This is a genomic window from Micromonospora sp. NPDC002717 (genome assembly GCF_040295705.1).
Lineage (GTDB): Bacteria > Actinomycetota > Actinomycetes > Mycobacteriales > Micromonosporaceae > Micromonospora.
Genome location: NZ_JBEOVW010000052.1, coordinates 1 through 25,352, shown reverse-complemented (window position 1 = coordinate 25,352; position 25,352 = coordinate 1). Strand labels below are relative to the sequence as shown.

The window sequence follows — 25,352 nt, the reverse complement described above, 5'->3', positions numbered from 1 at the left end:
TCCGGCATCGCCCACCTCCACAACATCATCCTCGCGGGGTGACACCAACACCGTTGCCGGGCAACGCCTTCACCGAGTTACGAGACGTCCTTTAGACTCCCAATCGTCCGATGTCCGTCACTGATCGATCTCTGGGATGGCGACCAACCAGGAGCGGCCCGAAGAGGTCGGCAACCCGCCGCACCAGCAGATCCCGAGCGACCCGTTACCGGCAGGCCGAGATTCTGGTGGGATGCCCCCGCCGACCGGGCCTGACCCGACTTTGAGCTCGTTACACTCCGAAGCGTTGGCCCACACGGCGGGGATCCGGATGCCGAGGATGTATCCACATATGCTGCGGCACACCTTCGTGACCACCATGCTCGACGCCGGCGTCAGCCTGCGCGACGTGCAGATCGCCGCCCGCCACGCCGACCCGCGAACCACCATGCGCTACGACCGCGCCCGTAAAAACTTCGATCGGCACCCCAACTACATCCTCGCTGCCTTCATGGCCTCTGGAATATGATCAGCCGCTCACGGCTCTGCCGAGAACACTGCACCTGATCGTGGTGACCGATGCTCACACTGGTCAAAGACTTCGTGAGCCGGGGACCTCAGGGCGAAAGCTGGAGTTCCGACGATCTTTGGCCCGGTTCGGTAGCGATGATGTCAGTCGGTGTATCAGGGTGTGCGCTAGGCTGACGCCTTGAGTTTGAACGGCCCTCTGACATGACAAGAAGTATCGGTGGACGACAGGATCGCCCGGATTCAGGTCAAACTCGCAGCTTTGCCCCCAGCGGAGAAGGCCGTTCTCGGCCCCGTGCTCACTGAGCAGCAAGTCTCAGACTTCGAGGAACTACACGGTACCCGGATGCCGGAGGAGTTCCGCCAGTTCGTCACCCACATCGGCCATGGCGGCTACGGCCCGACGTATGGACTGCTGCCCATGGAACGGTGGGTGTCCGGGGACGCGGGAGTCAACGGGAAGCTCGCCGAGCCATTTCCCTTCGTTCCTGACGTGTACATCGCCGCATGGCCTGCCGGTGGGCACGGCGGCGTGACGCCCGCTTTTTCGGGCGCGATCGCGGTCGTCTACCGAGGATGCAGCGATTTCACTCTGCTTGTCGTCACCGGATCCGGCCGCGGCCGTCTGGTCGAGGTCAACGCCGAGGGCTTCTTCGCGCCTCACTTCCACACCGACCCGGACTTCCTCGCCTGGTATTAGCGCTGGTTGGACTTCACTCTGACCGGACATCGTGATCTGACCTGGTTCGCAGACCAGATGGCCGGCGACGAAGCAGCGCTCGTGGCCACGCTGCTGAACGGCGCACTCGCAACACGACGGCGTGCTGCCGCGTGCACGTTCATCACGTACCCAGCGCCAAGTGCATCGCTCCCCGATGTCCTGGCACAGGCGCTGTCGACGGAACCGCACGCGGCCGTGAGGGAAACGATCTTGCGTGCTCTGTCTGCCCAAGGCGAACACGGCCGCGATCGCCTGCCCGCAGCACTCGCAGATCCGGTACCCGGCGTTCGATCTCTCGCGGCCATCCTCATGACCACGAACACACCCCAGGGAAGGCAGCTGAGCCCCCAGCTACGCCAGACACTCGGCAATCACCTGAGAGTGGAGGAAGACCGCTCGGTGTATGACACCATCCAGAGGATGCTCGGCCACTCGTACTGATCCACACGATCCCGCGGGTCCGCAGCCGTCACGGCCGACCCCGCCGGCGACCGGCACTGTTCGCCGACCACGCCTACGACCGTTGCCGCAAAGACTCCAAGATCCGGTTACTCTTTCTGCCGCACGGAGGGCGTTGGCATCGGCCAGAGCCGTGAGAGCCTGTCGAGGGACGGCCGGGCGTGGAGGCACTGCGTCGGGCCATGCGATCATCAGACCATGACGACCAGAAAGGCCTATGGCCACTGACCGCCGGCTCGCGCTCCACGCGACGCTTCCCGACCGTTACTCCCATCTCGAGGTCATAGCCTCCACCATCGACCACCTCGGTCGGGTCGTCGCACTGGTCGCCGATCCCGTCCAAGGCTTCGTCCCTGTCCCACACTTCTCCGAGCTCTGTCCACCGCCGCGTTACGATGCCACCGCCCTCATCTGTCATGGGGCCGAGGTTCGCGAGATCCCGCTGAACAATCTCGACCTCTGGTTCACTGGCATCGACACGCTCGGCGACGGCGTCGTGCTGTCCGCTCGCTGCGACCCGCCGGGTGTCTCCCACGAGCGCTACGGGGAGCCGGTGCCCGAGCACGAACTTCACCTCACCGCGAACCTCCGGGTGTTCGACAGCCGCGGTCAGACCCAGGCAGCCTTCTACGCCGGCGACGGCATCGAGCAGCTCGTGACGGATCCCCACGGCTACATCTGGACCAGTTACTTCGACGAGTCGAGCTACTGGTCCGCCAACCCGGACGGCACCCGCTCGTACGGGTTCATGATCGGTCTGGCGCGCTGGGACAACAACGGAGGCGAGCCTCGGATGGTGTCATCCGACACCCCGGAAGTGGCCTGGTGCGACTGCTACGCGCTGAATGTCGGCCGGGAGCGGGTCCATGCCTGTCCTTACCCTGACTTTCCTCTGGTCCAGCTCGACCCGAATGGTATCCGGGCGGTTACGCCGAACACGGTCACGAGATGCAGTGGCCTGGCCGTCGCCGGCTCCGAGCTCGCCTTTTTCGACCAGCGCCGGACGGACGGCGAGTTCCTCTGGGAAATCCGCCGAGCCCACCGAGAAGGACAGGCCGTTCTCGAGAAGGGACGCGAGCACTTGATGCTGCCGGACGGCCGACGGCCGTCAGGTTGGGGGCGTGGAAAGGTCGGCCGCGACGGGATGCTGTGGCTGCAGGTGGATGGGGACGCCCGGCGTTGGTACCGGTATGAAATCGACGCCTAGTACGGCAGCCGTCGTTCGTGATCAGTGCTGAAGTTTGAGGTTGAGGCGGCGCGTCCAGTGTCGTCGGGTCGTGGTGGGCCGCGTCGGCGGCGCAGATCGCCAGTACAGCGAGGGCTGCAAGGTGGCTGCCAGGGCAAGGGTGGTGAACCGGTGCCAGGAGTCCCAGCGGCGAACCCTGGTGCTGGTCCAGGCCGACCTGACTCTTGGCGGCTTGGGAGCTCTCTTCAACGGTCCAACGGATGCCCGCGACCCGCACGAGCTGGGCGAGGGTGGCCGGCTTCGGGGTCCAGCAGCGATAAAGGCCAGTTGCCGCCCGCGCGCTGCTGTGGGCCCTGCGCACCTGCTTCACGCGGGTGGCCATGGTCTGGGCCGACGCCGGATACGCGGGCCAGCTCGTCGACTGGGCGACCGAGGTGCTCGGTCTGGCGGTGGAGATCGTGCGCAAGCCCGCCGACCATGTCGGGTTCCAGGTCCTTCACCGCAGGTGGGTGGTGGATAGGACCCTGTCGTGGATCACCCGCTGCCGGCGTACAGTCCGCGACTACGAGCGCCATCCCGAGCACCACGCCGCGATGGTTTTAGTGGGCCATGGTCTGGTCATCGTCATAACCCGACGCCTGATGTGCTACCACCGCACCGGCCGCTTTCAACCCGCGGCCGTCAGCACCGGCTGACGTGGTCCTTCAACGGGCACTTACATATCGATCGGTTCTTCGGTGATCACGTCATAGCACTCGGATTCACCACGAAACCTAAGCCCGATACGCAGAGGGAACTCTTTGTAGCCGGAAAGCTCCGGGACCATTCTTGCCATCCATAGGGTGAACAACTCCGCGCCGAGCACTACATAGTTTCCGATAACCCCCGCCTCCTTGAGGGCACCCTTGTCCAAGTGGCGGTGCAATGTGACGCTTCCCGAACCGGCCAGATCTCCTGACGGCACCGGCGTATAGGGATCGCTGTACAAAGACACCGTGAAGCCCACGCCGATCTGGAACGTGTCCGCTTCTATCACAAGCAGCCTGGCTGCCGGCGGGTAGCCGCAGGAGAGTGTTCTGTTGAACTCTTCCTTCAGCTCCCCTTCGTGTTCCACTAGCGCCTGAAGCATCCGGTGCTGATCCTCCTTCCGGACAAAACCCTCTTCGATTTCATCGAGAAGTCGATATGGATCCGCCACGAACGCCTCCTAGAGTTTGGATTCACCACTCTAGTACGGCAGCTGCCGTTTGAGATCATGGTTGGAATTCAAGGTTGAGTCGGCGTGTGTAGTGGGATTGTCGGGCTCGGGCTTGATGGCGTCGCCGGAACCTTGACCAGCGCAAACGGTGGGTGAGGTCGTTGATCGGGCGGATGATGCAGGCGTTGATGAGGCGGGGGACCTCGTTGACCGTCAGCTTGATCAGTCCGGTGTTGGTCGGGTCGTGGTGGGCCGCGTCGGCTGCGCAGATCGCCAGGACGGCGAGGGCGGCCAGGGCGAGGGTGGTGAATCGGTGCCAGGAGTCCCAGCGGCGGACCTGGTGTTGGTCGAGGCCGACCTGGCTTTTGGCTGCCTGGAAGCTCTCTTCGACGGTCCAGCGGATGCCCGCGACGCGGACGAGTTGAGCGAGGCTGGCCGGGCGTGGGGTCCAGCAGCGGTAGAAGGCCAGTTCACCGGTGGTGGTGTTGCGGCGGATCAGCAGGCTGTGCCGGCCGCCGTCGTCGGGGTCGGCGTCGGTGCACACGTCGTGCAGCCAGGCCCAGTCGTAGAAGCGCGGGCCCTTCGATCCGGCGCCAGCCGATCGGCGCTGCCACGCCGAGTCGGGGAGTTCAGCGGCCACCCGGTCGGCGCGGACCCGGGTCTTGCCGCCGTCGAGCGGGATCAAGTGGCTGCAGGACACCGCGAGGACGTAGCCGAGCCCGTGCCCGCGCAGGCCAGCGCGGAAGACGGCGTTGTTGCCGTAAGCCTCGTCCGCGGCGGCCCACCCTGCCGGGACGCCGGCGTCCAGGGCGGTGGTGATCATGTCGGCGGCCAGCTCCGGCTTGGTGGCGAATCCGATCTCGTCGGGCACGCCGGCGGCCTGGCACCGATCCCGGTCGTCCGTCCACGACGCCGGTAGGTAGACCCTGCGGTCGATCAGGGTGTGCCCGTCGGAGCCGGCGTAGCCCAGGAACACCCCTACCTGGCTGTTCTCGATCCGCCCTGCGGTGCCGCTGTACTGCCGCTGCACCCCGACCGAATGCCTGCCCTTCTTCAGATCGCCGGTCTCGTCGACCACCAGGACCGCGTCCGGGCCACCGAATCGGTCGGCGATCAGCTGCCGCAGGTCGTCACGGACGGCGTCGGCGTCCCACACCGCCCGGTACAGCAGCCGCTGCATCGCATCCGGCCGGGCGTGTCCGGCCTGCTCCGCCAACTGCCAGCACGTCTTCACCTCAAGGTCGGCCAGCAGCCCGGTCACGAACTCAGCTGCCACGCGACGCGGCTCGACCCGCCCGAACCGGCCCGCAAAGCACCCCAGCACCCCGGCCAGCACCTGCTCCCACCGAGCAACGGCTACGCTGTGACACACGGCCACCGCAAGATCTGATGTTGTGTCCACAACGCACAGACGATCACGCGGTGGCCGTCTCGCGTCCACCCCGCCCCAGCAGCAAGATCTCAAACGGCGGCTGCCGTACTAGGCATTGCGCCGGTGCATGCCCGATCACACTCTCATGCCGCCGATCGTGCGCAAAGGGCCGTCGGTGAGTCGTCAGCTCGGTGACAGCCTGCCTGACCCGCCGGCATCCTGAACTGTCGAGATCAGCGCAGCTGATCAAGGTTACTGATGCTGGGATTCGCCGTGACGCAGGAGCGTTGCCAGTGGTCAGTAGTCGGCCTGGAGCCGGCGTGGACCTAGCGGTTTGAAATCGAGATGAAGGGGAGGAACCAGCGGCTCCGAGGGGCGACACGGTTTGAGCCGCATCGTGACCCGCTTTCGCGGTGTCGCCAAGCCCGCTGATCAGGCCGTTAAGTCGCCGTCGAAGACCGCGCCTTCCGGCACGAGGTCGCGCAGCGCCATCCGGGCGTCGCCACCGGACCACATGCGTGGGGAGTTCGTGCCGAAGCAGTGTTCCGCGATCACGTCCAGCAGTGTTCGCTGGGCGGTGGTGAGCGGCTCGACGGGCGGAAAGCCGTCCGGGAATGCCTTCATGCGCAGCCGCGCGCCCCAGTCGCCGACGTAGATGATGGGAGGCGCGCTGGTAAGGAGAACGTCCAGGACAGGGACCAGGTGGTCCAATGTCGCCCGGTGGATGGCTGCCGGCAGGAAGTTGAACATGAAGATCGGACCGAAGTGCGGGTAGTTGCGCTTGCACCGCATGGCGGCGGACGGCGTCGACAGCACTTCGAGCAGCGCCCGGGTGCCTTGGATGCTGCCCGCATTTGCAGGCGAGAGCGCGGCGGCTGCCCGTACCACCGGATCCGGATCCGTCTCCATGACTGCTGTCGTGTCGTACCCCCACGATTGTAGGCTCATGACCGCCATCACCCTGGGGTGCTTGTCGAGGCCGGCGAGGGCGTGGCCATGCGACCACGCAGCGGCCTCGGCTCGATGATGCGCGAGTTCCGGGGCGTCGAGCAGACAGGCGAGCATCGTGCCCAGTGCTTCGGAGGCGACCGCTGGGTCGGGGTCGGTGCGCATCGCGTACGCAGTGCGGTAAACGGACGGGCGGGCGGCACGGCACGCGGCGACGTCAGCCGGGAAGCCCCGCCGGCGCTCGTCTGGCTCTGTGATGTGCTGCATGACCGACGTCAGCCAGTCCAGCAGGGCGGCCCGCAGCGGCACCCTGACGTCACGGCGGCCACGTCTGGGCGAAACCAGCGTCAACGTGCGGGGATCGTCGAGCACCGCGGCGACGAAGTGCACCGCCGGTGCCGTCGCACTATAGATGCCGCCCTGGTGGTGGACGACGTTGTGGAGGTCTAGCAGCGCCATGCCCTGACGGCCGCCGTCCTCATCCAGCAACGCCGCGAGAATCTCCGGCGACGAGGGCACGTCGGGATCCCCGGCGTACGCGTGCTCGACCACGGACCAGTCGGTCTGTGCCAGGAAATTTCCGCGTCGCACCGACGAAGCATAAATCGCTCCGATGCAATATCCGGATCTGCCGCCGACCGCGTGTTACACAGTGTCACCACACTCGGACAGAGCCGGCGCCCGGGGTCGTGTCGAAGCAGTAACGTATGGCGGCCGCATCGTCGCCGGGGATCAGCCTAGCGCCGGAGAACGTCGACGAGCGGTCGACAATCTGCGCTCTTTGGATCTTGGAGGGTGGAGGCGTGCGGAAGATTGCTGTCATCGCCGAGCCCGGCGTGTTCGACGCTTGGGGCGCCGCGATGCTGCTCGGCGAGGCCATGGGGCTCCAAGCGCACAACGTGGGGGACCTATGCCGAGCGGCAGTGCAGGGCGCCACGGCCTGGGGCTGGCGGTTCGCGAACCATATGCAGGCCGGCGAGCTGGTACCGGACGAGGTGTTGGGCGAGTTCGTCGCGGACACGTTGGCCGGGTCGCCGGGCTGCTGGCTGCTGTTCGGCTACCCACGCACTATTCGCCACGCCGAACTACTGGCCGAACACGGACACGCACCGGATACCGTCATTCAGGTGATGCTCGATGAAGGCCGCGTCGACCAGGACTGGCGGCTGGCCGCGAAGCGCGACCAGATTCCGCAGATTCTCGCCGAGCACCGGCTGCGCATAGCTCCAGTGCGGGTCTTCTATCATGCGTCCGATACGTTTCACGTAGTACAACAGCCTGCATCGGTCGAGGATCTCGTTGCCGAGCTGCAGGCAATCGTGTCCGTTGCGAGGCCGTCAGACCCCAGACGGTGTACTGATCTGCCGCGATCAGCGCGTTCGGCGGATGCGGTCATTCCCGTCGGCCGCGCCCTGCGAGAGACCTTGGTAGCCGCCGGCGGCTACTGTGTGACCGGCGTGCCGGAGGTGCCCTGAGCGGCCGAGCCGAGGGCGGCGCAGATCCGGGGTAGTGCCGTACCGATCGACTCGCGAATCACCTCAACGGCAAGGTCGTCGTACGGGGTTGGGTCACGGTTGACGATTATCAACCGACTACCTGCATTGACCGCCACGGAGCACAGGGAGGCAACCGGCTCGACCTGCAGCGAACTGCCGACCGCGAGCATAAGCTGGCTATTCGCGGCGATCCGCTCGGCGTGGCTGACCGTAACCGGGTCGAGGCGCTCCCCGAACAGCACCACGGCAAGCTTGAGAATGTTGCCGCAGTCGGTGCACCGAGGGTCGCCGTCGCCGGCCGCCACTCGCGCCAACGTCTGTTCGCTCGGCGCGCGCATGCGACAACCGGTGCAGACCACCTCGCGCATCGTGCCGTGCAGTTCGAGTACCTTACGCGGACTGGAGCCCGCCTTCTGGTGCAATCCGTCGACGTTTTGCGTGAGGAGGCGCACCGCGACCCCGGTGCGCTCCAGGTCGGCGAGCGCATAGTGCGCCGCGTTGGGCTCGGCCCGCCACGCGGCGTGCTCGAGATAGGTCTGCCAGAACCTTGCCCGCACCGTCGGCGCGGCCATGAACGAGTCGTAGGTGAACGCCTTGACCAGCGCCGGGTCGCGGGTCCACACGCCCGAGGGTCCGCGGTAGTCGGGGATACCGGAGTCGGTCGAGATGCCGGCTCCGGTAAGTATCGCCACCCGGGTCACCCCGTCCGCCCAACTCATGGCCATGACCGCCGATGGTAGGCGGCGGACACGGTCGGCACGAACCCATTTACCCTTCCGCGCCGGACTCCGTGCACAGGTTGATCCGCCACAACATTCACCACACGTCGCAGCAGGGCGTGGTGCACTTACTTGCCGCCGGTAGGGCGTCTCGACTTCGGTCATGGCCGATGAGCGGACTGCCGCTACGTCGGCGTCATGATCGCCCGGGCCTGGACTTGCTGAGACCCGGGTCGATTTCACCGGTCGTCCATGGGCTGCCGGGCTCGTACGAACTCTCCGAGCAGCAATGGCCACGAATCCGTCTGGCCGTGGGACAGCTGAAGCGATCCCCACAGACCCGCGTCCGGGACGGGTGGCGCTGCTCCACATGATCGGATCCTCGGCGACCCCCGCTGCGGTTTCGTGTACAGCGCGTCCCGGCGGGAGGCCAAGGTCGAGGGAGCCGCCGCGCTGGGTCTCGGCGTGCCGGTCGCGCTGCGTCGGTCTGCCTCGGCGCGGTTCCCCTGTCGACATCGAGCGAGCGGGACGCGGACGAGCAGACTGGCGGTGATGCCATGGTCCGCAGTCGTGTCGGATGGATTGGTCGTCAATCGGGTTGCGGCGTCAGGACGATGGCCCGGCCATCGACGTTGAGCACGTGTGCAGCGCCGAGTCGGGCCAGGGGCGTTTCCCAGTGGACATGCCCGCACACGGTCAAGCTCGGTGGATGCTCGCGTAGGTGGGCGCCGATGACGGGGTTGCCGGGCTGGTCGAGGTGCTCGCCCGGCGGCCCTTCATGTAGAACGAGTACGGAGGGGCAGCCGGTGAGCGCGGCGCCGAGGCGGGCCAGCTGCGTCTGTTCCCTGCGGCGGCCAGGCCGCCGCGGGTCGCCGACGATGTTGCCGACGCCGGCGAAGCGCACCCCGCCATGGTCGATCCAGTCTCCGTCGAGTAGCGCCGCCGCCGGGCCTAGTTCGGCGAGTTGGTCACCCGCGATGACGTCGTGGTTGCCGGCCACGCCGACGATTAACCGGCAGCCGACGGAGGCCAAGGCCCACCACACGTCGGCGACCTCGCCGGAGGCACCCCGGCAGTCGGCGGTGGGAGCGCAGTAGAGGTCGCCGGTGAGGACCACGGCGAGGCGCTCCGGCGGTGGGATCCACCCGCACCGCCTGAGGGCCGTGGCTGAGCTGGAAGCCGTGTTCGGGCATCCGATGCCTGCGTTGCTCAAGCGGATCTATCCCGGCAATCCGCTGTCCAGCCAACCCGCTGTGTTTGTTACCCGTCCAGGCCGGCGTAAGTGCGTAGCGCCTCGTGAGTCGTCGGCAGGCCGTGTTGGCGGAGCGGGCCTTGAGGCCCCGAAGAGCCGAACACATGCGGGTTATCGATGAGCCAGGCGACCGCCGCCCGCTGCGCCGCCGTCAGTTCCTCGAAGCTGCGGCCGTGATCCGATTCCATCTGCGGAAACGCGTACCCCAGCACCACGTTGAAATGGTTGTGCCAGTTCGACTTGGGTTGCTCGGCGAGCACCGCCGCAACGAGGTCCGACCGTACCTCCTCGGCCACCGGCGCGGCGGAGGCGTCGAGCACTTCGAGTGCCAGGTAGCTGGGGCTCGCTCCCCAGGTTGTCTGCCCGGTGTCCTGTTGGCGAATGGCTGCCCATCCGCGTAGTTCGGCTATTGCCGAGTCCGGCACCTCTTCACCGGCCAGCTGTGCCCACGCCACAGCAGCCGCCCATCTCAAGTCGGGATCTGTACCTGCAAGGTTCCTGTCGAGCAGGTCCGCTACCGGCTGCATCAACGTACCGCCGACCAGTCCTAACGCGATCAGCGCTGCTCCCACTATCTGCGTCGGGCGCTGGTCGTCGGAGGCGATTTCGAGCAGGCGGGGGCGGATCGACGTCATCTTCTCCGAAAACCAGGCCAAGGCATGGATCGCCTCCCCGACCACCTCGGGGTCTGGGTCAGCCAGGCATGTCAACAGCAGCGGGACGCCGGCCCGGACGGCATCGTACGCGGCGAGCGCGTGTCGGGTTTCGAACAGGCGCCGCTCGGGCTTGGTGAGCGGAAGCGGCTGCCTGTGCCCTGTACTAACGACCTCGTACCAGTCCTTCATCGCTTGCGACCAGCGGCGCCAGGTCTCCTCGGGGACTTGGGCCACGTCGTTGCGGATTTCGGCGATGGGGAAGCCGCTGGCGGGTATGTCGTAAGGCGTGTAACCGACAGCGAGGCAGGAGAGCAGCTGAATGACCTCGTGCCGGGCGGGCGTGGCGGGGTCGGCCAGCAGTTCCAGCAGGAAGGGGACGGCGTATGCGCTGGCCTCGTAGCGGGTGCCCTGGTGGTAGATGTTGCCGTACAGCTCGTACATTGCCGCGCTACGGACCTCGGCGTCGGATGACCGCAGATCACGGATGAGGCCAGGCACGTCCTCGGCACTTCCGTACGCGTGCGTCAACGACACCCAGTCGATGCTGTCCAGATCAAGTCGCACCCGCCGCATTCTCCACGAGGTGCGCCGTCATGGGGTACCCCTCGATGATCGCTGCAGCCATCAGCCACGTCGGGTTCCTCGAGAGGGGCCCGATCATTGGGCTGAGAGGTGCTGCGCGGAGCGCGTCGGTCAGTGTCCGCGTCGAAGGCACCATGGATCTGGTGCTGGCCGTACGGATAGAGACGCTGCTCGACCTGCTGTAGCGACTCGCAGAGCAACAAGCCGTGCGTGTCTGGATCTGCCGCTGACCGGGCGTCCGTTACTAGGGGTGCGTGCAGCGAACAGCCGGTCCTTCAGGGAAGAGTGCGCGCACCTGGCTCAGCCGGGGTAGGCCCACGATACGGTTCGAGGGTGATGGCCGGCCTTGCCAACAGCCCCTTGGTCTTCGTCGATGTTGACGGACCGTTGATCCCGTTCAAAGCCCGGCCGGTTAGCCGCGAGCGTTCTTTGGGCGGTGCCGCCGTGCAGCCGCTGGGCGATACTGGCAACCCTCTACTCGATCGGCTTGACCCGGATGACGGGCGGAGGCTGTTGGCACTGGGATGCCAGTTGGTTTGGGCGACGACTTGGATGGCGGAGGCGAACGAGGTCATCTCGCCACGGCTCGGGCTTCCGGACTTGCCGGTCGTCGAGTGGCCGGACGGCGACGAGGATCCGGAGCACGGTCTGCACTGGAAGACCGTATTCCTTACCCGGTGGGCAGCCGGCCGCCCATTCGTCTGGCTTGATGATGAGATAACGGATGCTGACCGGCGATGGGTAGCGGCACACCACTCGGTGGGGGCGCTGCTGCAACGTGTCGACCCATACGTGGGCCTGGCCGAAGCGGACTTCTCGGCGGTCCGCCGATGGCTCGGGCAGCTTGACGGCGCCGCTTGATCACCTGCACGTTCATGTCGCCGATCGAGCGTCGCGCGGAGTGGGCGGCCACGGCGCGAACGCCTTCCGGCCATCCGAGAGTTGTGCGCCAGGTGAAGCAACAAGGGAGAGACGCCGATGCACGCGAGTTCCGGTGCATGCCGGTACATAGCCGAGGACACCAGAAGATGTGGGACTAATACCCCGCGGTGAAGACATGCGGCCGACGGGCTAGGAGGAGGTCCACGGTGAGTGAGCACAGCGTGACTGCGGTCCGACTGGACGGCGCCTCGTCGGCGGAGCGCGAGGAGATCATCGTCGGCGTGCAGGACCTCCTGCTTGCCCGCGGAGTGATTCTCCCCAACGACCGTCGTGATGCGTTGTGGCAGCCAAGCGAGTGGAAGCCCGGTCCCGCCGCGCGTACGGCAGTCGTCGCGCCGGTCGACTGGTTTGACGCCTTCCTCGATACGGCGAACAACGGCGTCGACATCTGCGGCGATCGCGATGTCTACCACCCTGTGGAGAACGATCAGGCACCGCGATGCGCTCATTGCGCGGCCGACGTACCGATGGCCTGCACCGACTCCTATGGCGATTGGCTGGAGGAGTGGTTGACCGCCGGCCGGGAGCCGCTGTTCACGTGCGACCGGTGCGGCTGGAGCGGGTTGGTGGGTGATTGGACCAGTCAGTTCAGCGTACTCATCGGCGCTCCCGCCGCTACTTTCCACAACTGGCCGCCGCTATCACCCGCGTTCACCACAGACATCCGCGCCGCTCTCGGCGGTCGTACCGGCATCGTTGTCAGCCACTGGTGAAGCTGCCGCCGTCCGCACTCGCAGCTCCCAGATCCAGTCCGACCCTACGACGGCATGATGCCGATCTGCTTCGGACTGCGGCAAGCCGGATACAAAACGCGTCGCGGACGGGTCCGTCACACACGACCCGCTCAGCACTCAACGGCATCGGTATCTGCCGCAGTGCCACCTTCATGCCTATCGATTAATGAGGGGCAGTCGCGGAGGCCTTCCGCGTGATGGACCGGCCCTCGCGGAGGTGCCGGCGGACGTGCGGCGCACTCGATGGCCAGTGCGGCCGCCGTCGCGGTCCGGCTCGGTCGGGTACAGCAGCTGCCCGCCGTGCTCCGGGCCGGTCGTTGCCCGTCGCCGCAGCACGCATCCTGTCGGACCGCCTGCCTAGAGTCGCCGCATGTACTTCGTGTGCCGGTGGCGGGAGGAATCGCCGTTCAGCAAGCGGGTGGTCACCGTGCCCGACGTGACCGTGCTCGACTGGTTCCGCCGCGGCTGGGAGCACGACGACCCGTACGCATGGATCGACAGCGAGCTGGGCGGCAACGTCTACGGCTTGGAGTCGATCTTCGAGGAGGTCCGCGAGCGGAACCTGCCCCGGCCGGAGTCCGTCGACGAACTGCGCGAATTGCTGAACGAATACCTGTGGGTGGAAGGTGACGACGAGGCCACCTTCATCCGGCTCGGCGAGCACGCCCTGCGAGTGCGTACCGATGACGACGAGGTGGACCTCGCCTACTACTTCATCGACGACGAGGCCGCCGCCGCGTCGCCCGATCGGCTTGCGTTCCTGCTGCACGACACCTGGCCCCTGCCTGCCAGCACGGCCGCGCCCGGCGCGGTCTTCGACCATGGCGTACCGGTCCGTACCGTCCGGCTGGCCCCGCCCAGGCCGGAGTCCGTCTTCTCGGTCCGCCTGTGCTGGAAATCGCCCGATACCTATCGGACGAACCTGGACTTGGCCGGCGCCATCGTCTTTCCCGGCCTGACCCTGCCGGACCTCGCCGCCCACCTGCACGGCGTCGACGACCCTGACGCCCACCGCTGGCCCCATGACGCCCGGCTGCTGCGGGCCCTCGTCGCCCCCGGAGACGAGGACGTCGGCCCGGCACTGGAGCGCTACGCCCGGCTGTCCGGATACGCCCCATCGCCCGCCGGCCTCGACCGAGCGTGCGCGCATGACACGATCCACCGGGAGATGCTGGAACTGCTGCCCGCGGAGCGGCCCACCGAGTCGCTGATCCGGGTCGATCTGCACATCGCGCAGGTCGCCCGGTACATCGACGGCTTCTTCGGGTTTGACCAGTGGTTCCTCTTCGACACCCGGTGGGCGGCGGCCCACCCAGACCTGGCCCGCTCGCTGCTGCGCTACGCCGCCTACTGGGACCCATACGAGACATAGATTGAGTTGGCATCCGGGTCCGTCCGAGGAGTATGGCATCTCGGGCCCGGTAATCTCGGGCCATGCAGGTGCAGCTCGGTCGAGGTGATGACTCCACCGGAGCTGTCCGAACCGACCCTGCACCCGTGAGCCGGCTGACAATCGTGACCCTGGTTGAGGCTGACGACTGGGCAGTGGAACTTCCGTCTCCTCTATTCCTACGCCCTGGGCAGTATGTATGGGTTGAGGGCGCAGCGGTCTTCGTCCGCCAGCCGGATGGAGACGTGATCCGTCACGACGGGGACGGTTTCTGGCTCTGCCGGTAGCACCCGCCACCCGAAGCATCGGACTGTATCGGCATCCGGAACTGCCGTTGCGACACGATGTCGCACTTTGCGAGTGGACTCGCAGTTAGGAGGGCCGACGTGATGTCGGTGGTGTAGTCCCGGGCACGTGCTCGCTGCGTCCCTCCCGCACGGCGAGTGCGGTCGTGAATGAAGGCGCGATGAGCGACATGGTCGTTGGCGCGCTGTTATGAGCTATCGCAGCCCTCAAGGTCCTCCTCGAGCTTGACTCGCAGGCGTACATGGCTACCAACGCGCTGGAAGAGATCGCCTACCGGCTCAGCGAGATGAGCGACGAGGAGTGGCGCAACTTCGGCGCAGCCATTTCGCGCATCGCGGTCGCATATGACCTGGAGGAGCCGGGCACCGGCGAGTGGGTTCGCAATGTGCCACGGAATCTGGGCCTGGCGTAGCCGCGGTCGTGCCGAGTTGCGGGTGGCGTGTCATGGACGACCGGTGGGTCGGTCCAGTTGATCGAGCCGGCCGGTTTCGAGGTGGGTGATGTCGCCGTCGGAGTCGAGGGCGGCGTCGAGCAGCTGCGCGAGCGAGGTGCCGTATACCGGGACGTCGGCGGGCTCGTCGACCAGGCGGAATCGGTCGTCGAACTCGTCGGACCGTTCGGCCGCCACCTCCTCGACGCGGCAGAGGACCCAGTGGGTCGACTGCGTTTCGTTGTCGAGGGCCGCGCAGACGCTCCGGCCGTCGGCAAGGTCGATGATCGTCAAGAGCGACGGGTCCTCGTGGCCTCGATAAACGCGGCGGTGCTCGGCCACCGGCAGCAGCCGCCACGTGTGGAACAGCGTCGCGGAGCCGATGCGCCGGTAGAGCGCCACGATCTCGGCGGGCGCGTCGAACAGGCTCATGGGCTGCGGCGGCGTGGTGTCGTGGTCGCGCACGATCCGGTCGATCACGTCGTCGATCTCGACCGTCGCCGGTGCGAGGTACCAGCCGGCCACCGGCCGCAGTCCGCCGTCGTCGTCTTGGGCGACGCCGACCAGGCCGGCGTGCAGTGCCACCGCCCGGTTGTCGCCCGCCACCTGGTCGTTGACGTTGACTGTCGCCCGCGACAACGTCGCGGGTACCTGGTCGGTGCGGATGCCGGCACCGCGGTAGAAGCCGCGGCCGTCGGCGGTCGCGTCGCGCGGCTCGTCGATGGGTAACTCCAGTAGCGGGTTCGGCTGGTCCACCACACCCTCGCCGCGAAGGTATGCCTCAGGTGTTGTCAATCCCCGGGCAGGACGTACCACCAGCCGTCGCCGAGGTGCTGTCCACCGGCGACCCGGGCGGGTTCGCCGAAGAGGTCGATGAGCAGGTCGGGGCGGGGTGTGGCGTCGAGGTAGACGTATCCGCCGGCGTCGTCGGGGATGCCGACCCATTGGGGCAGGAACAGCACAGGCTTGCCGTCCTGGCTGCCAACGACCGCCGCGCGGCCGTTGGTGGACAGGTCCCGAAGGTGCAGGGGGAGGAACTCGCCGTAATAGTCGCGGGACGTGCCGATCCGCCCCTCCCTGACACCGTCGGCCACCGCGTTGAACGCCCAGCGGTGCGTGGCCCAGTACGACGCGGGATGGAACAGCCCCCAGTTGGTGAACCAGGCGCAGGTCACCAGGAGGAGCGCCGCGGTGGTGAGCGCCGTCGAACGTCTGGCCGGGGCGCGGTATGCCAGTCGCACTGTCAGGGCGATGGCGCTGAGCCACACGGCTAGTTCGAACGGGGGAACCACGAACAGCAGGAGGGAGGCGTTCTGCAGGTTAGCCAGCTCGATCCAGGTCACCCCGAGCCAGGCTGCCAGCACGGCCACCCAGCCGTATCGCCGCACCGAAAGCATCGTTGCGGTGACCGTCTCCGCGTCCGACACGACGACATCATGCCCGGCGACCTGGCCCGGCGGTACGAGGGGATGGGTAGACCTGGCGGCCACCTTCCACGGGAGGCAGACGCCGGCCTACCACTGCCCGACGAGGAGATGCGCTCCGAGTGGCGCTTCGCTCGGCCTTGCGGCTGGGCAGAAGGCATCACAGCTTGAGCCGCCGAGGCGTCCCAGATGCCAGATCCTCGGCGCGTCCGCGCGAACCCAGCACGGTCAATGCCGTGGCGATCAGCGGTCTCAGCGGCAGCAGGACCATCGGGTAGATGCCCACGGCGTCTATGCGAGGAGGAAACCGGCAACCAGCGCCACGGGCGAAGACCAAGCCAGGAGGCCTGCTCCCCACAGCCGCCACGGCGATGCCCCTGGCGCAGCCTCCCGCAGGTCGAGCCGGCCGAGGAGCGCGCCGATCACGCTGGACCAGGTGACAATTATGAGCAGTACCCACAGCGGGGAACCGATGGCTTCCACGTCGGGATTGTGTGTTTCCTGAGGAGTCAGAGACAAGATCGGCCTCGGCGGGGCTGGGCACATCGAGGGCTTAACGTGCTGCCTTCGGTACAGCCAAGACAGGCCGCAGAGGACCACGTCATCCGACAACAACGGACGGGCTGACACGGGTACAAGCATCCGATCAGCCATCCGTGATCTTCTACTAGACCGAAGGCCCGAGCGCTGATGTAGGAGGCGGTGCTGGCAGTTGCTATCAATGCCGCTATGACCGACGACGGGATCATCCAGCGGATCCGCGAGCATGCTCCGGCCGGTGAGCTGCCGCCACCCGCGCCACCTGAGGCTGTGGACGAGCTGGAAGCCGCGGTTGGGCATGCGATGCCTGCGTTGCTCAAGCGGATCTAACTCGAAGTCGCCGACGGCGGATTCGGCCGAGGGGGCGAGGCCTTGTCCCTTACCGACACGACCTACAGCTTCAGCGACAGCGAACGGCTGTTGGTGGAGTACCTGAGATGGCGCGAGCGCCCCAACCACGCCCCCTCGGTCGTTCCTCTGCTGGCCTGGGGCTGCGCGATCTGGTCCCTGGTCGACTTCGGCACGCCTGAGGGCCGCATGTGGGGCTGGGATCCGAACGTCCGCTGCCTTGAGCACGCACTGTTCCCCGAAGACTTCACTTTGGCTGAACGGCTTTGCGGCTGGCTGGACGGACGCGACGACTTCCCGGAGGCGCCAACGCCACCCGACTGTCCGGACTGCTGAGCATTCCTACGCGCGAATACGGGACAACACGCGAGCCGTTCCCTCACGTTCCGCTGGCCGACTCGGGGCGTCCTCTTCTAGCCGGGTTGGCTGCTGCGGTCGCGGCTTGGTCTTCACGAGTCCGCGCCGACGAAATCGGGAGGCGGTGGTGATCTTCGGTGGGCATACTGGTCGGCGTGAAGCTGGCTGAGGCTCTTGCGCTGCGCGCGGATGCGGCGCGTCGCGTCGAACAACTCCGTACCCGCGTCGCCGCGAGCGCGCGTTACCAGGAAGGTGAGGCACCGGCTGAGGACCCGGCGGTTCTGCTCACCGAGGCTGGCGAGGTGCTCGGTGAGCTGGAGGCGTTGATCCGGCGGATCAACCGCACCAACGCCGCGACTGCGGTCGAAGGTGGCACCCTCACGGACGCGCTCGCTCGCCGCGACGTTCTGCGTCTGCGTCACAGTCTGGTCACGTCCGCCGCCGACGCCGCGGCTGGCGAGGGCCAGCGTGGTTTCCGGCAGCTGCGGTCCGAACTGAAGATGATCCCGGCGCTGCCGGTAGCCGAACTACGCGGACAAGCCGACGACCTTGCCCGCCAGCTCCGCGAGGTCGACACCCTCATTCAGCGGACGAACTGGGAGGTCGACCTGCTGGACTGAGCTCATGGGTGTGGAGCAGGTAGCCGACGTGGAGGCGTGCGCGAACCCGAGAGCCGGCGGGTAATCCGGTTCACTCCTGGCGCGCCGAGGGCAGGCGTAGGGGTTCGACTCCCTGACACACAGCGCACGCCCAGCACGGCGCACAGGTGACGGCGCACAGGTGACAGCACACCACCAAGCGCAGATCCACGACGGCGAGGGCGGGACAGGGGACTTCCGCATCCGTATACCAATGGCCTGCGCCACCTACCGGCAACACGCTGACGTAGGCGGGCGTACTACCAAATGCCGCTGTCAGTGGGTCAGCCGGGCCTGTTGGCGATGGCCATGGCCTACCGGCCGTGTTGCGTAGAGGTGCACGCGGTCGTCGACGTCGCGGCCCGGTGCGCCGTGGATGAACTGGACAGGCTCGACCTGACCGCTGCTGACGTGTACCACCCAGCCCTCGTGGAACCAGTGGGGTTACAGGCGTAGCCGGTGGGGATCTCGTCGCGGTTGGGACGTGCTGTCTCGAGAGAGTGCCCGATCGTTGGGCTGAGAGGTGGCTGCGCGGAGCAGTAAGCGTCGGTACCGATGACTCCCGGCCATCGGGAACGACGAGGCCCAAGACGTCGTCCCCCCGGTTGTCACCGCCATGACACGACCTTCCCGATCGAGCGGTGAACAGCTTGTCCGTCCGCTTGTTCCTGCCGCACTGCCCGCCCATCCACGTCCCCGCCCAGTACCGATGCTGGCACTACCCGCCCGAGTTCAACTACCGGCGGTCGTCGATGCTTCTGAGCTTCTGCTGGGGATGGCTGTCCCATCCCGCTGCGGCCGAGTGACCGCGCAGCACCTCCTACAGGGGCTGGGCTGGCAGCCGGGACACCGCCTCGGCATTCAGCCGCACCAAGGGGTGCTCGTCATTGCCTCGGCTGGCGACGGTCGGCACAGGGTGGGCAGCCGAGGTGCGCTGCCCCTACCTGCTTCCGTCCGACGTATGTGCGGGATTGGGTGTGGCGAGCCGGTGCTGCTGGCCGCTCTTGTCGCCCATGGCCTGGTTGTTGTGCACCCGGTCGGCGCTGTCGCTCGCCTGCTCGCCGACCTGCACGTCGAGGTGGCGGGAGTCGACCATGTCGGCTGATCCCGCCGCCGTTTCCGCAGCCCGACAGGTACTGACTCACCTTGGCGTTACCCTGGCCGACCTCCAATCCCAGCCCATCGGCGCTGCCACACTGCCGACGGTCGCGGAGTATCTGCCGCGCGTGATCGCGGCGGCGGGCCCGGGCGCGAGGCGTACGTACGGCACGTACTGGGCGCGGATGGCCGCCGCCTGGGGCGACCGACCGGTGAACGCGGTTGCGGCCAGCGACGTCGAGGCGATGAAACAAGAGATGATCGCCACTGCCCGGTCGCGGCGTAACAGCCGCAACGGCCGGCACGCCGGCGAGCACGTCATCGCCGCCGCCCGCGCCTTCTACTCCCGGGCCATCGCCGACGGCCTGATCGACGCCTCGGCCAGTCCCGCCCACCGCGTCGCCAAACCCCGCCGCCTCCCGAGCACGCGTCCTGCCTTGACGCCGCACGAACTGGAGGAGATCAACGCGGTGACGCGGACCAGCGGCAACGACGTCATCCTCGACGCACTTCTGCTGCGCCTGCACACCGAGAGCGCCTGCCGCCGCGGCGGTGCCCTCGCACTGCGGCTCATCGACCTGGATCGCACCAACGGGCTCGTGCGCCTGACCGAGAAGAACGGTGTCGTGCGGTGGCAGCCGGCCACACTCGACCTCGCCGAGCACCTGTACGAGCACGCCCGCGTCCGCGGCGCCGTTCTGCCCACCGACCAGCTGTTGCGCTACCGCAATGGTCAGCCGATCAGCAGCCGCCGCTACGACCACCTGTGGAAGCGCATCGGGGAACGTCTGCCCTGGGTCGCCGTGCATGGCGTCTCCACCCACTGGCTGCGGCACACCACGCTTACCTGGGTGGAACGCCACTTCGGCTACGGGGTCGCCCGCGCCTACGCCGGTCACACCGACAGCCCAGGATCGTCCACCAGCACCTACATCAAAGCTGACCTTCACGACGTGGCCGACGCGCTGTCGGCGATGACCGGACAGCCACACCCATTCGCCAATACGAGCGATACCTCCAACGGCCGGCGACAGATATCTTGCCCTGATTAGCCTATGTGACCCGCCCGGGCGGCGTGCTGGGGAATGGCTCCGCATCGCGCCGCACGGCAATTTCAAGAACTCCGGATTCTTCGCCGTGTTGTGCCAGCGGAGGCGGCAGAATTGATTGCATTAGTTGCGCCGCAGTGTGCGTGGGCTGCTCACGCCTGTAGTGTTACGCATCGTGAAGTGCTAGACTTAACGCATGAGCACCCGTTTGTATAACGGATGCTACATGGGAGTGTGCAAATCCCCCTCGGACACCAGTACGAACGACACAGGCTTTGGGCCGCTGACCTGGCAGAACTCAGGTTAGCGGCCTTGATCGTTTTTCGGGCTGTTTGCCGCCGTGGGATCACCGTGGGATCACTGGCACTGAGCCGCCCCGTCCGCACCGCAGGTCGGGGCGATTTTGTGCCCGGGCGATCAAGACGGTTACGGTCCCACCGTTACGCATATCGGTGCGTCGGCGGCGGAGGCCGCAGGACACCGGGTCGAGGCCGCCGCGTTCACGTGGAGGAACGGTGGCGCAGATCGAGAAGAGGCAGACGAGAGACGGCAAGACCACCCGCTGGCGGGTGAAGTGGCGCGACGGCGGCCGCCGTGACGGCGCGTGGGACGGCGAGACGTTCGACTACCAGGGGGACGCCAAGCGGTTCAAGGCGCTCGTCGACGCCGCCGGCAACCACCGGCCGACGCCGGAGCAGCTGGCCGAGCACGGGTTCGCGCACCTGGTGCCCGCCGGCGTGGCCGCCCCGGCGCCGAGGCCGGCCGAGGGCGTGCTGACGTTCCGGGCGTACGCCGAGGAGTGGCTGGGCCAGCTGGTGAAACCGCACCCGGAGACAGTGCGCAAGTACCGGGAGCGCCTGGAGAAGCACGTCTACCCGCGGATCGGAGACCGGCCGATCGCCGAGATCACCCGGCGGGAGATGCGCGAGTGGCAGCAGGGCCTGCGCGACGCCGGCCTCTCGGCGAAGACGATCGCCAACATCCGCGGCGAGACGGTGGTGCCGATCTTCAAGGCGGCGTGCCGGCCCGGCGAAGACGGCGAGCCCGCCGTGCGGACGTCGAACCCGATGGACGGGCTGCCGCTGCCCGATGGGCCGCGCGCCGAGCGGGACATCCTGAAGAGCCCGGACGAGGCCCGGCTGTTCCTCGAGGCGGCGTACGCGGTCGACCCGGAGGCGGCGGGCCTGCTGCTGTGCAAGCTGTCCACGGGACTGCGCTGGGGCGAGGTGTCGGCGCTGCCGCCCCGGGCCGTCAACGTCGCGCGGGGCACGGTGTCCATCGTGCAGGTCCTGCGGAAGGTGAACCGGCGGTGGGTGGTCGAGCGCGCTGCGGACAATGGCCGGGCACGCCAGCGTGACCACGACGATGAACGTGTACGTGCACGCGACGCGGCGGCACCACGAGCCGGTGCGGCAGATCGTCGGGGACTTCCTCGGCGTCGAGGAGCTGACAGCCGCCGGGCGGTAGGACGGCCCGCACGGCGCAGCGGGCGGGCGAGCCAGTGGGGTTGGCTCGCCCCTGGCTGTCGGCCTCAGTCCCACCACGGGGAGCGTCGAGCCGGCCGCGTTGCCCCGGTAGTGATAGCGGATCCTCCAGTCGCGCGAAGGTGCCACGGCCGGGTCTTCCCTTTGCCAATCGCTCATCTGGGTGACCGTTGGTCTGGTGGTTCGCCGCTGCTGGATCGGTCATTCAAGATTGGATGGACACGCCAGCTCTCTTGATTGGATTGCCGTGACGGTTACATCATGGTCTGTGGATCACTTTTCGACCCTTGATGCGAACCGGGGTCAACGGGTCCAACTTTCCGTGGTGGAGTATGACCCCAGGCCGGGAGCAACAGAGGCTCCCGTCGCCCTTATGGTGGCTGGCAGGAGCGTGCCAGCTGCCCCGGTGTTCGGTGGATGGGCAGGTCGCAAAGGGTGGGCCGAGCACTTGGCGGACTCGGGGGTCCGTGTGTTCTACATGGACTTTCAAGGGCTCGGCGACTCGACGCGACCCACTGTAATGGATGACGTATTCAATGCGGATAGAAGTGACATGTCAAAGCTGTACGGAAGGCCCATTCCCGCCCCGCCTCTTTCCGTCCGGCCGTATCCGTATCCGCGTCACCTGACCGACTCGAACAGCGAGATAGCCGAACTTTGGACCGTTCTCAACTGGATCTCGACTCGCGTAACGGGGCCTATTCATCTCGTCGGCTACTCCGGGGCGTCTTTCATCGTCGGACGGACCGCGATGGAGTGGCCGGCAATGGTCGGCAGCTTGTTCCTGCTCGCACCCGCCTTCCCGCCATGGGGATTGAGCGACGAACCGGCCATCCCGGCACCTAGACTGTTCGGCTTCCCGCTCAAGCTTCAAGGCAAGCCAGAAACGGTGGCCGCATGGGACTACGACCAAAGACTTGGTGCGCAGCGGGATCCCCACATCGAAGACACGGTCTGGAAACAGATCATGAAGCACGACTCGGTAGGCGCCGATTGGGGTAGCCAAGTCGAAGGCGTCCTTCGGTACCCGACGCGGCTGTGGTGGGGATGGAACAAGGCCATGGTTGAAGGCGACCACTACCTCGGCTCTAACGTACCAGTGGCCATTGTGTACGGAACCAGCGACACCCAAGTGATTACGAGAGGGCCTGACGACAGGCCACTACTTGATTCATCTACCGCGCCCCAGGTGGAGCACTCGGGGCCCCCCTTCGACTGCAGATGGCTATACCCCGCGATTCAGGGCGCTGACAAGCTGATGATTTCGATCGACAACACCGGACACTTTATGCAATGGGAAAAGCAGCGGAACGTCCTGCACAGCTATTCCGAACAGTGGATCAAGAACAAATCCATCGATGGGCAAAGCAAGGGCAGTTACCACCGGGACAGCTCGGGCAACCTGGTGCCTGTCCCTTGAGTAGCGACGTTTGCGCGAGCTTCAAAGGATGGCCCGCGGTCCGCTGCCGGACCAGTCCTCCTCGTCCCACCACGTGAATACCTCGGGGCTCGGCCCGAACCCGGCCTACGTCAGAGACGCCGGGCGGATCCCCTCGCCAGGCCCCGCAAGGGCTGCCAGGCTCCCCGGACGGGCCAAAGTCGTTCCTCCGCGGCCCAGGGGCTGGCTCTGCTGCCCTTGGCGAAGTCATGACCGCGTTGTGCGGCTTCCCGCGGGACGTTCGCGAGCGAACGTCGCGTTCGCCCTCGCGTCCCGCCTTAACGGCAGGAGCCGCAATGTCAACGACAAGGACGTACATGATTACGGTGAGTGACTATTCTGGTTGCATCCAGAGCCGGGGGACCGCATGGCGATCGTCGTAAGTTTTACGGGTAAGGCACCACTTCCAAGCGGCGACACCGCGCTCCGGCTCTGGTCCTACAGGATCGATCCCAGTCCGCCGGGGGAGATCCCAGCTGGACTAAGCATCGCGCTCGGCCTGCCGCGCGATGTCGACGTACGAAACCCGGCTCTGTACCCGGAAATTCCGGAACTTCAGGGCACCTTTCTACTGCGGGTCCCGAACTCGACTCGCCAGTACGTCGGCCGGCAAGCCCAGCCGGCAGGCACGCAGACCATCTCCTTCGTCGCGCCCGTCGCTGAGTCCAGCAGCGAAGTCATCCTCGTCAAGATGCCTGCCGCGCAGCCCGTGACGCCGCTGGCCTTCGCGACCAGCCCGACGGGCACCCAAGCCCCGGTGCAAGTCATGACCGCGCCGATACCGGGACGGCCTGCATTCAACGGACGGCCGCTGTCGGACTTCAAGGGATCACTGCCGTATGCCAGCGAGGTCTTCGGGGTCTACCAGCCGCTGGCCGGATGGTTCGGCACGCAGAACACCCTGTGGGCGCTTTCCCCACAGCCTAGGCGACCAGGCACGATACCTCGAACGTACCAACATTGCCGAGGCCGCGGCCCGCCTGCTGCAGCAGGAGGGTGCGCTTGCGGCACTCGCCGACGAATGCATGGGGCTGCAGGGTGTGCTGTCGGCCGCGGCGTGTTGCGGCTGGCACATGACTGCCCCGCCCACTACGTGCTGTTCGATCTGCTCGCGGACGTTGATGGCCGGGTGATCCTCGACCTGCCGCTGTCGCAGCGACGGGCTCGGCTCGAGTCGCTGCTCGCCGACGTGCCAGCGCAGTTGACCTTGACTCCGCAGACGGCCGACATGCGGCAGGTGGGGGACTGGCTCATGCACTGGACCGTCGCGGCGGGTATCGAGGGCGTGGTCAGCAAGCGCCTGGGCGGCCGGTACCTGCCCGGCCGTCGCGGCTGGTCGAAGTACCGCACCCGAATCGTCACGGAGGCGATCATCGGCGGGGTGACCGGCAGCTTGTGCGAGGCGGACACGCTGCTGCTGGGCCGGTTTGATCGGTCGGGCCGGCTTCGCTATACCGGCCGCACGCACCCGCTCAACGTCGAGGGACGGCGGGAGTTCGAGGCGGTGCTGTCTCCGCCGCGGTTCGGGCGGCATCGGCGGGCAGCTGTGGTGCATCCGTGGCCGCAGCCGTTGCCGGCGTCGTGGTCGGGGCAGTGGGACCGGCCGGAGCCGCTGGAGTATGTGCAGGTGGAGCCGACGGTGGTGGTGGAGATTGAGGCGGACGTGGCGTTCGAGCACCAGCGGTGGCGTCATCGGGTCAGGGCCGTCCGGGCTCGCCCGGACATGTCGGTGTACGACGTTCCGCTGCTGCTCGGTGAGCAGGAGGGCTACTTCGGCGAGACGTAGAAACGAGGTTTGCCCACCGACTCGCGGCCGGCGCCCCGAGCTCAGGCGCCAGGGTGGAGCCGGTGTCAACCTGGGGTCGCCCGTTGCACCTCGCTAGGGCTGCTGGGCACGACCATTCTGCCGGCGGTGGGATGCCGCGCTGGGTCGTTTCCACGGAGCGACGTGACAGCGGCGCCGTCCAACGGTGACGACGAGCGCTAGTACTCCAACGTCACCTGGCCTGTCTGCGCTGGTAGTGGGATCGGCGGGCTCGGGATTGGGATGTTCGTCGCCAGATCGACCAGTGCAGGAT

At 66.9% G+C, this 25,352-nt stretch carries 30 protein-coding genes and 1 pseudogene; 19 read left to right on the top strand and 12 right to left on the bottom strand.

The window, feature by feature from the left end; translation table 11 throughout:
• Positions 1-136: 136 nt before the first annotated feature.
• The 4 genes from ABT006_RS33760 (at position 137) to ABT006_RS33745 (ending at position 2,894) form a co-directional block, all read left to right on the top strand.
• On the top strand, positions 137-508 hold the full coding sequence (locus tag ABT006_RS33760) for a tyrosine-type recombinase/integrase (protein WP_350712534.1): 372 nt from the start codon (positions 137-139) through the stop codon (positions 506-508).
• Positions 509-727: 219 nt separating this feature from the next.
• Positions 728-1,207, top strand: a complete 480-nt coding sequence (locus ABT006_RS33755; RefSeq protein ID WP_350712533.1) for an SMI1/KNR4 family protein — start codon at positions 728-730, stop codon at positions 1,205-1,207.
• 6 nt (positions 1,208-1,213) lie between these two features.
• Complete coding sequence (locus tag ABT006_RS33750) at positions 1,214-1,669, top strand: hypothetical protein (protein ID WP_350712532.1); 456 nt, start codon at positions 1,214-1,216, stop codon at positions 1,667-1,669.
• A 235-nt stretch (positions 1,670-1,904) separates the two neighbouring features.
• Complete coding sequence (locus tag ABT006_RS33745; protein ID WP_350712531.1) at positions 1,905-2,894, top strand: hypothetical protein; 990 nt, start codon at positions 1,905-1,907, stop codon at positions 2,892-2,894.
• Between the two features lie 123 nt (positions 2,895-3,017).
• Here ABT006_RS33745 and ABT006_RS33740 read toward each other — a convergent pair.
• Positions 3,018-3,159 (bottom strand): annotated as a pseudogene (locus ABT006_RS33740) (IS701 family transposase); the annotation flags it as partial.
• A 55-nt stretch (positions 3,160-3,214) separates the two neighbouring features.
• Here ABT006_RS33740 and ABT006_RS33735 point away from each other — a divergent pair.
• Positions 3,215-3,568, top strand: coding sequence for a transposase (locus tag ABT006_RS33735; RefSeq protein ID WP_350712537.1), 354 nt, complete (start codon positions 3,215-3,217; stop codon positions 3,566-3,568).
• A gap of 20 nt (positions 3,569-3,588) precedes the next feature.
• On the opposite strand, the gene ABT006_RS33730 is transcribed toward ABT006_RS33735, so the two are convergent.
• The 3 genes from ABT006_RS33730 to ABT006_RS33720 form a co-directional block, all read right to left on the bottom strand.
• Complete coding sequence (locus ABT006_RS33730; protein ID WP_350712530.1) at positions 3,589-4,071, bottom strand: hypothetical protein; 483 nt, start codon at positions 4,069-4,071, stop codon at positions 3,589-3,591.
• Positions 4,072-4,126: 55 nt separating this feature from the next.
• On the bottom strand, positions 4,127-5,392 hold the full coding sequence (locus ABT006_RS33725) for an IS701 family transposase (RefSeq protein WP_350712536.1): 1,266 nt from the start codon (positions 5,390-5,392) through the stop codon (positions 4,127-4,129).
• A 483-nt stretch (positions 5,393-5,875) separates the two neighbouring features.
• Positions 5,876-6,982 carry a hypothetical protein gene (locus ABT006_RS33720; RefSeq protein ID WP_350712529.1) on the bottom strand — a complete coding sequence of 369 codons (1,107 nt, stop codon included), beginning with the start codon at positions 6,980-6,982 and terminating at the stop codon, positions 5,876-5,878.
• A 212-nt stretch (positions 6,983-7,194) separates the two neighbouring features.
• Between ABT006_RS33720 and ABT006_RS33715 the strand changes: the two genes are divergently transcribed.
• A complete protein-coding gene (locus tag ABT006_RS33715) occupies positions 7,195-7,866 on the top strand; it encodes a nucleoside monophosphate kinase (RefSeq protein WP_350712528.1) in 672 nt (223 codons plus the stop codon).
• Here ABT006_RS33715 and ABT006_RS33710 read toward each other — a convergent pair.
• The 3 genes from ABT006_RS33710 to ABT006_RS33700 form a co-directional block, all read right to left on the bottom strand.
• Positions 7,833-8,612 carry an SIR2 family NAD-dependent protein deacylase gene (locus ABT006_RS33710; protein WP_350712527.1) on the bottom strand — a complete coding sequence of 260 codons (780 nt, stop codon included), beginning with the start codon at positions 8,610-8,612 and terminating at the stop codon, positions 7,833-7,835. The two genes, ABT006_RS33715 and ABT006_RS33710, sit on opposite strands and share 34 nt — an antisense overlap.
• Before the next feature lie 583 nt (positions 8,613-9,195).
• Positions 9,196-9,819, bottom strand: a complete 624-nt coding sequence (locus ABT006_RS33705; RefSeq protein ID WP_350712526.1) for a metallophosphoesterase family protein — start codon at positions 9,817-9,819, stop codon at positions 9,196-9,198.
• Positions 9,820-9,866: 47 nt separating this feature from the next.
• Positions 9,867-11,078, bottom strand: a complete 1,212-nt coding sequence (locus ABT006_RS33700; protein ID WP_350712525.1) for a HEAT repeat domain-containing protein — start codon at positions 11,076-11,078, stop codon at positions 9,867-9,869.
• 44 nt (positions 11,079-11,122) lie between these two features.
• On the opposite strand from ABT006_RS33700, the gene ABT006_RS33695 reads away from it, so the two are divergent.
• From ABT006_RS33695 to ABT006_RS33675, 5 genes are all read left to right on the top strand, one after another.
• Positions 11,123-11,281: a hypothetical protein gene (locus ABT006_RS33695; RefSeq protein ID WP_350712524.1), complete on the top strand. Its 159-nt coding sequence runs from the start codon at positions 11,123-11,125 to the stop codon at positions 11,279-11,281.
• Between the two features lie 151 nt (positions 11,282-11,432).
• On the top strand, positions 11,433-11,957 hold the full coding sequence (locus ABT006_RS33690; protein ID WP_350712535.1) for an HAD domain-containing protein: 525 nt from the start codon (positions 11,433-11,435) through the stop codon (positions 11,955-11,957).
• A gap of 227 nt (positions 11,958-12,184) precedes the next feature.
• Positions 12,185-12,751: a hypothetical protein gene (locus ABT006_RS33685; protein WP_350712523.1), complete on the top strand. Its 567-nt coding sequence runs from the start codon at positions 12,185-12,187 to the stop codon at positions 12,749-12,751.
• A gap of 391 nt (positions 12,752-13,142) precedes the next feature.
• Positions 13,143-14,144, top strand: coding sequence for a hypothetical protein (locus tag ABT006_RS33680; protein WP_350712522.1), 1,002 nt, complete (start codon positions 13,143-13,145; stop codon positions 14,142-14,144).
• A 565-nt stretch (positions 14,145-14,709) separates the two neighbouring features.
• The gene (locus ABT006_RS33675; protein ID WP_350712521.1) at positions 14,710-14,880 is read left to right on the top strand and encodes a hypothetical protein; all 171 of its coding nucleotides are present in this window, start codon (positions 14,710-14,712) and stop codon (positions 14,878-14,880) included.
• A gap of 30 nt (positions 14,881-14,910) precedes the next feature.
• On the opposite strand, the gene ABT006_RS33670 is transcribed toward ABT006_RS33675, so the two are convergent.
• The 4 genes from ABT006_RS33670 to ABT006_RS33655 all read right to left on the bottom strand — a co-directional run bounded on the left by ABT006_RS33670 (position 14,911) and on the right by ABT006_RS33655 (position 16,805).
• Positions 14,911-15,654, bottom strand: a complete 744-nt coding sequence (locus ABT006_RS33670) for a DUF4419 domain-containing protein (protein WP_350712520.1) — start codon at positions 15,652-15,654, stop codon at positions 14,911-14,913.
• A gap of 35 nt (positions 15,655-15,689) precedes the next feature.
• Positions 15,690-16,325 (bottom strand): hypothetical protein, encoded by a 636-nt coding sequence (locus tag ABT006_RS33665; RefSeq protein ID WP_350712519.1) that lies wholly within the window; start codon positions 16,323-16,325, stop codon positions 15,690-15,692.
• A 157-nt stretch (positions 16,326-16,482) separates the two neighbouring features.
• Positions 16,483-16,608 (bottom strand): hypothetical protein, encoded by a 126-nt coding sequence (locus tag ABT006_RS33660; protein WP_350712518.1) that lies wholly within the window; start codon positions 16,606-16,608, stop codon positions 16,483-16,485.
• Positions 16,609-16,613: 5 nt separating this feature from the next.
• Positions 16,614-16,805, bottom strand: coding sequence for a hypothetical protein (locus tag ABT006_RS33655; protein WP_350712517.1), 192 nt, complete (start codon positions 16,803-16,805; stop codon positions 16,614-16,616).
• Between the two features lie 246 nt (positions 16,806-17,051).
• Between ABT006_RS33655 and ABT006_RS33650 the strand changes: the two genes are divergently transcribed.
• The 4 genes from ABT006_RS33650 to ABT006_RS33635 all read left to right on the top strand — a co-directional run bounded on the left by ABT006_RS33650 (position 17,052) and on the right by ABT006_RS33635 (position 19,011).
• Positions 17,052-17,192 carry a hypothetical protein gene (locus ABT006_RS33650; RefSeq protein ID WP_350712516.1) on the top strand — a complete coding sequence of 47 codons (141 nt, stop codon included), beginning with the start codon at positions 17,052-17,054 and terminating at the stop codon, positions 17,190-17,192.
• Positions 17,193-17,234: 42 nt separating this feature from the next.
• Positions 17,235-17,546: a hypothetical protein gene (locus ABT006_RS33645; protein ID WP_350712515.1), complete on the top strand. Its 312-nt coding sequence runs from the start codon at positions 17,235-17,237 to the stop codon at positions 17,544-17,546.
• A 176-nt stretch (positions 17,547-17,722) separates the two neighbouring features.
• Positions 17,723-18,187, top strand: coding sequence for a DIP1984 family protein (locus ABT006_RS33640; RefSeq protein WP_350712514.1), 465 nt, complete (start codon positions 17,723-17,725; stop codon positions 18,185-18,187).
• 668 nt (positions 18,188-18,855) lie between these two features.
• Entirely contained in the window at positions 18,856-19,011 is a 156-nt protein-coding gene (locus ABT006_RS33635) for a hypothetical protein (RefSeq protein ID WP_350712513.1), read from the top strand.
• A 134-nt stretch (positions 19,012-19,145) separates the two neighbouring features.
• Here the strand turns inward: ABT006_RS33635 and ABT006_RS33630 are convergent, their stop codons facing one another.
• Entirely contained in the window at positions 19,146-19,301 is a 156-nt protein-coding gene (locus tag ABT006_RS33630; protein ID WP_350712512.1) for a hypothetical protein, read from the bottom strand.
• Here ABT006_RS33630 and ABT006_RS33625 point away from each other — a divergent pair.
• The 4 genes from ABT006_RS33625 to ABT006_RS33610 all read left to right on the top strand — a co-directional run bounded on the left by ABT006_RS33625 (position 19,300) and on the right by ABT006_RS33610 (position 25,060).
• Entirely contained in the window at positions 19,300-20,355 is a 1,056-nt protein-coding gene (locus ABT006_RS33625; protein WP_350712511.1) for a tyrosine-type recombinase/integrase, read from the top strand. The two genes, ABT006_RS33630 and ABT006_RS33625, sit on opposite strands and share 2 nt — an antisense overlap.
• A gap of 512 nt (positions 20,356-20,867) precedes the next feature.
• Complete coding sequence (locus ABT006_RS33620; RefSeq protein ID WP_350712510.1) at positions 20,868-22,073, top strand: tyrosine-type recombinase/integrase; 1,206 nt, start codon at positions 20,868-20,870, stop codon at positions 22,071-22,073.
• 316 nt (positions 22,074-22,389) lie between these two features.
• Complete coding sequence (locus tag ABT006_RS33615) at positions 22,390-23,256, top strand: alpha/beta fold hydrolase (protein WP_350712509.1); 867 nt, start codon at positions 22,390-22,392, stop codon at positions 23,254-23,256.
• A 385-nt stretch (positions 23,257-23,641) separates the two neighbouring features.
• Positions 23,642-25,060: an ATP-dependent DNA ligase gene (locus ABT006_RS33610; RefSeq protein ID WP_350712508.1), complete on the top strand. Its 1,419-nt coding sequence runs from the start codon at positions 23,642-23,644 to the stop codon at positions 25,058-25,060.
• Positions 25,061-25,352 lie beyond the last annotated feature (292 nt).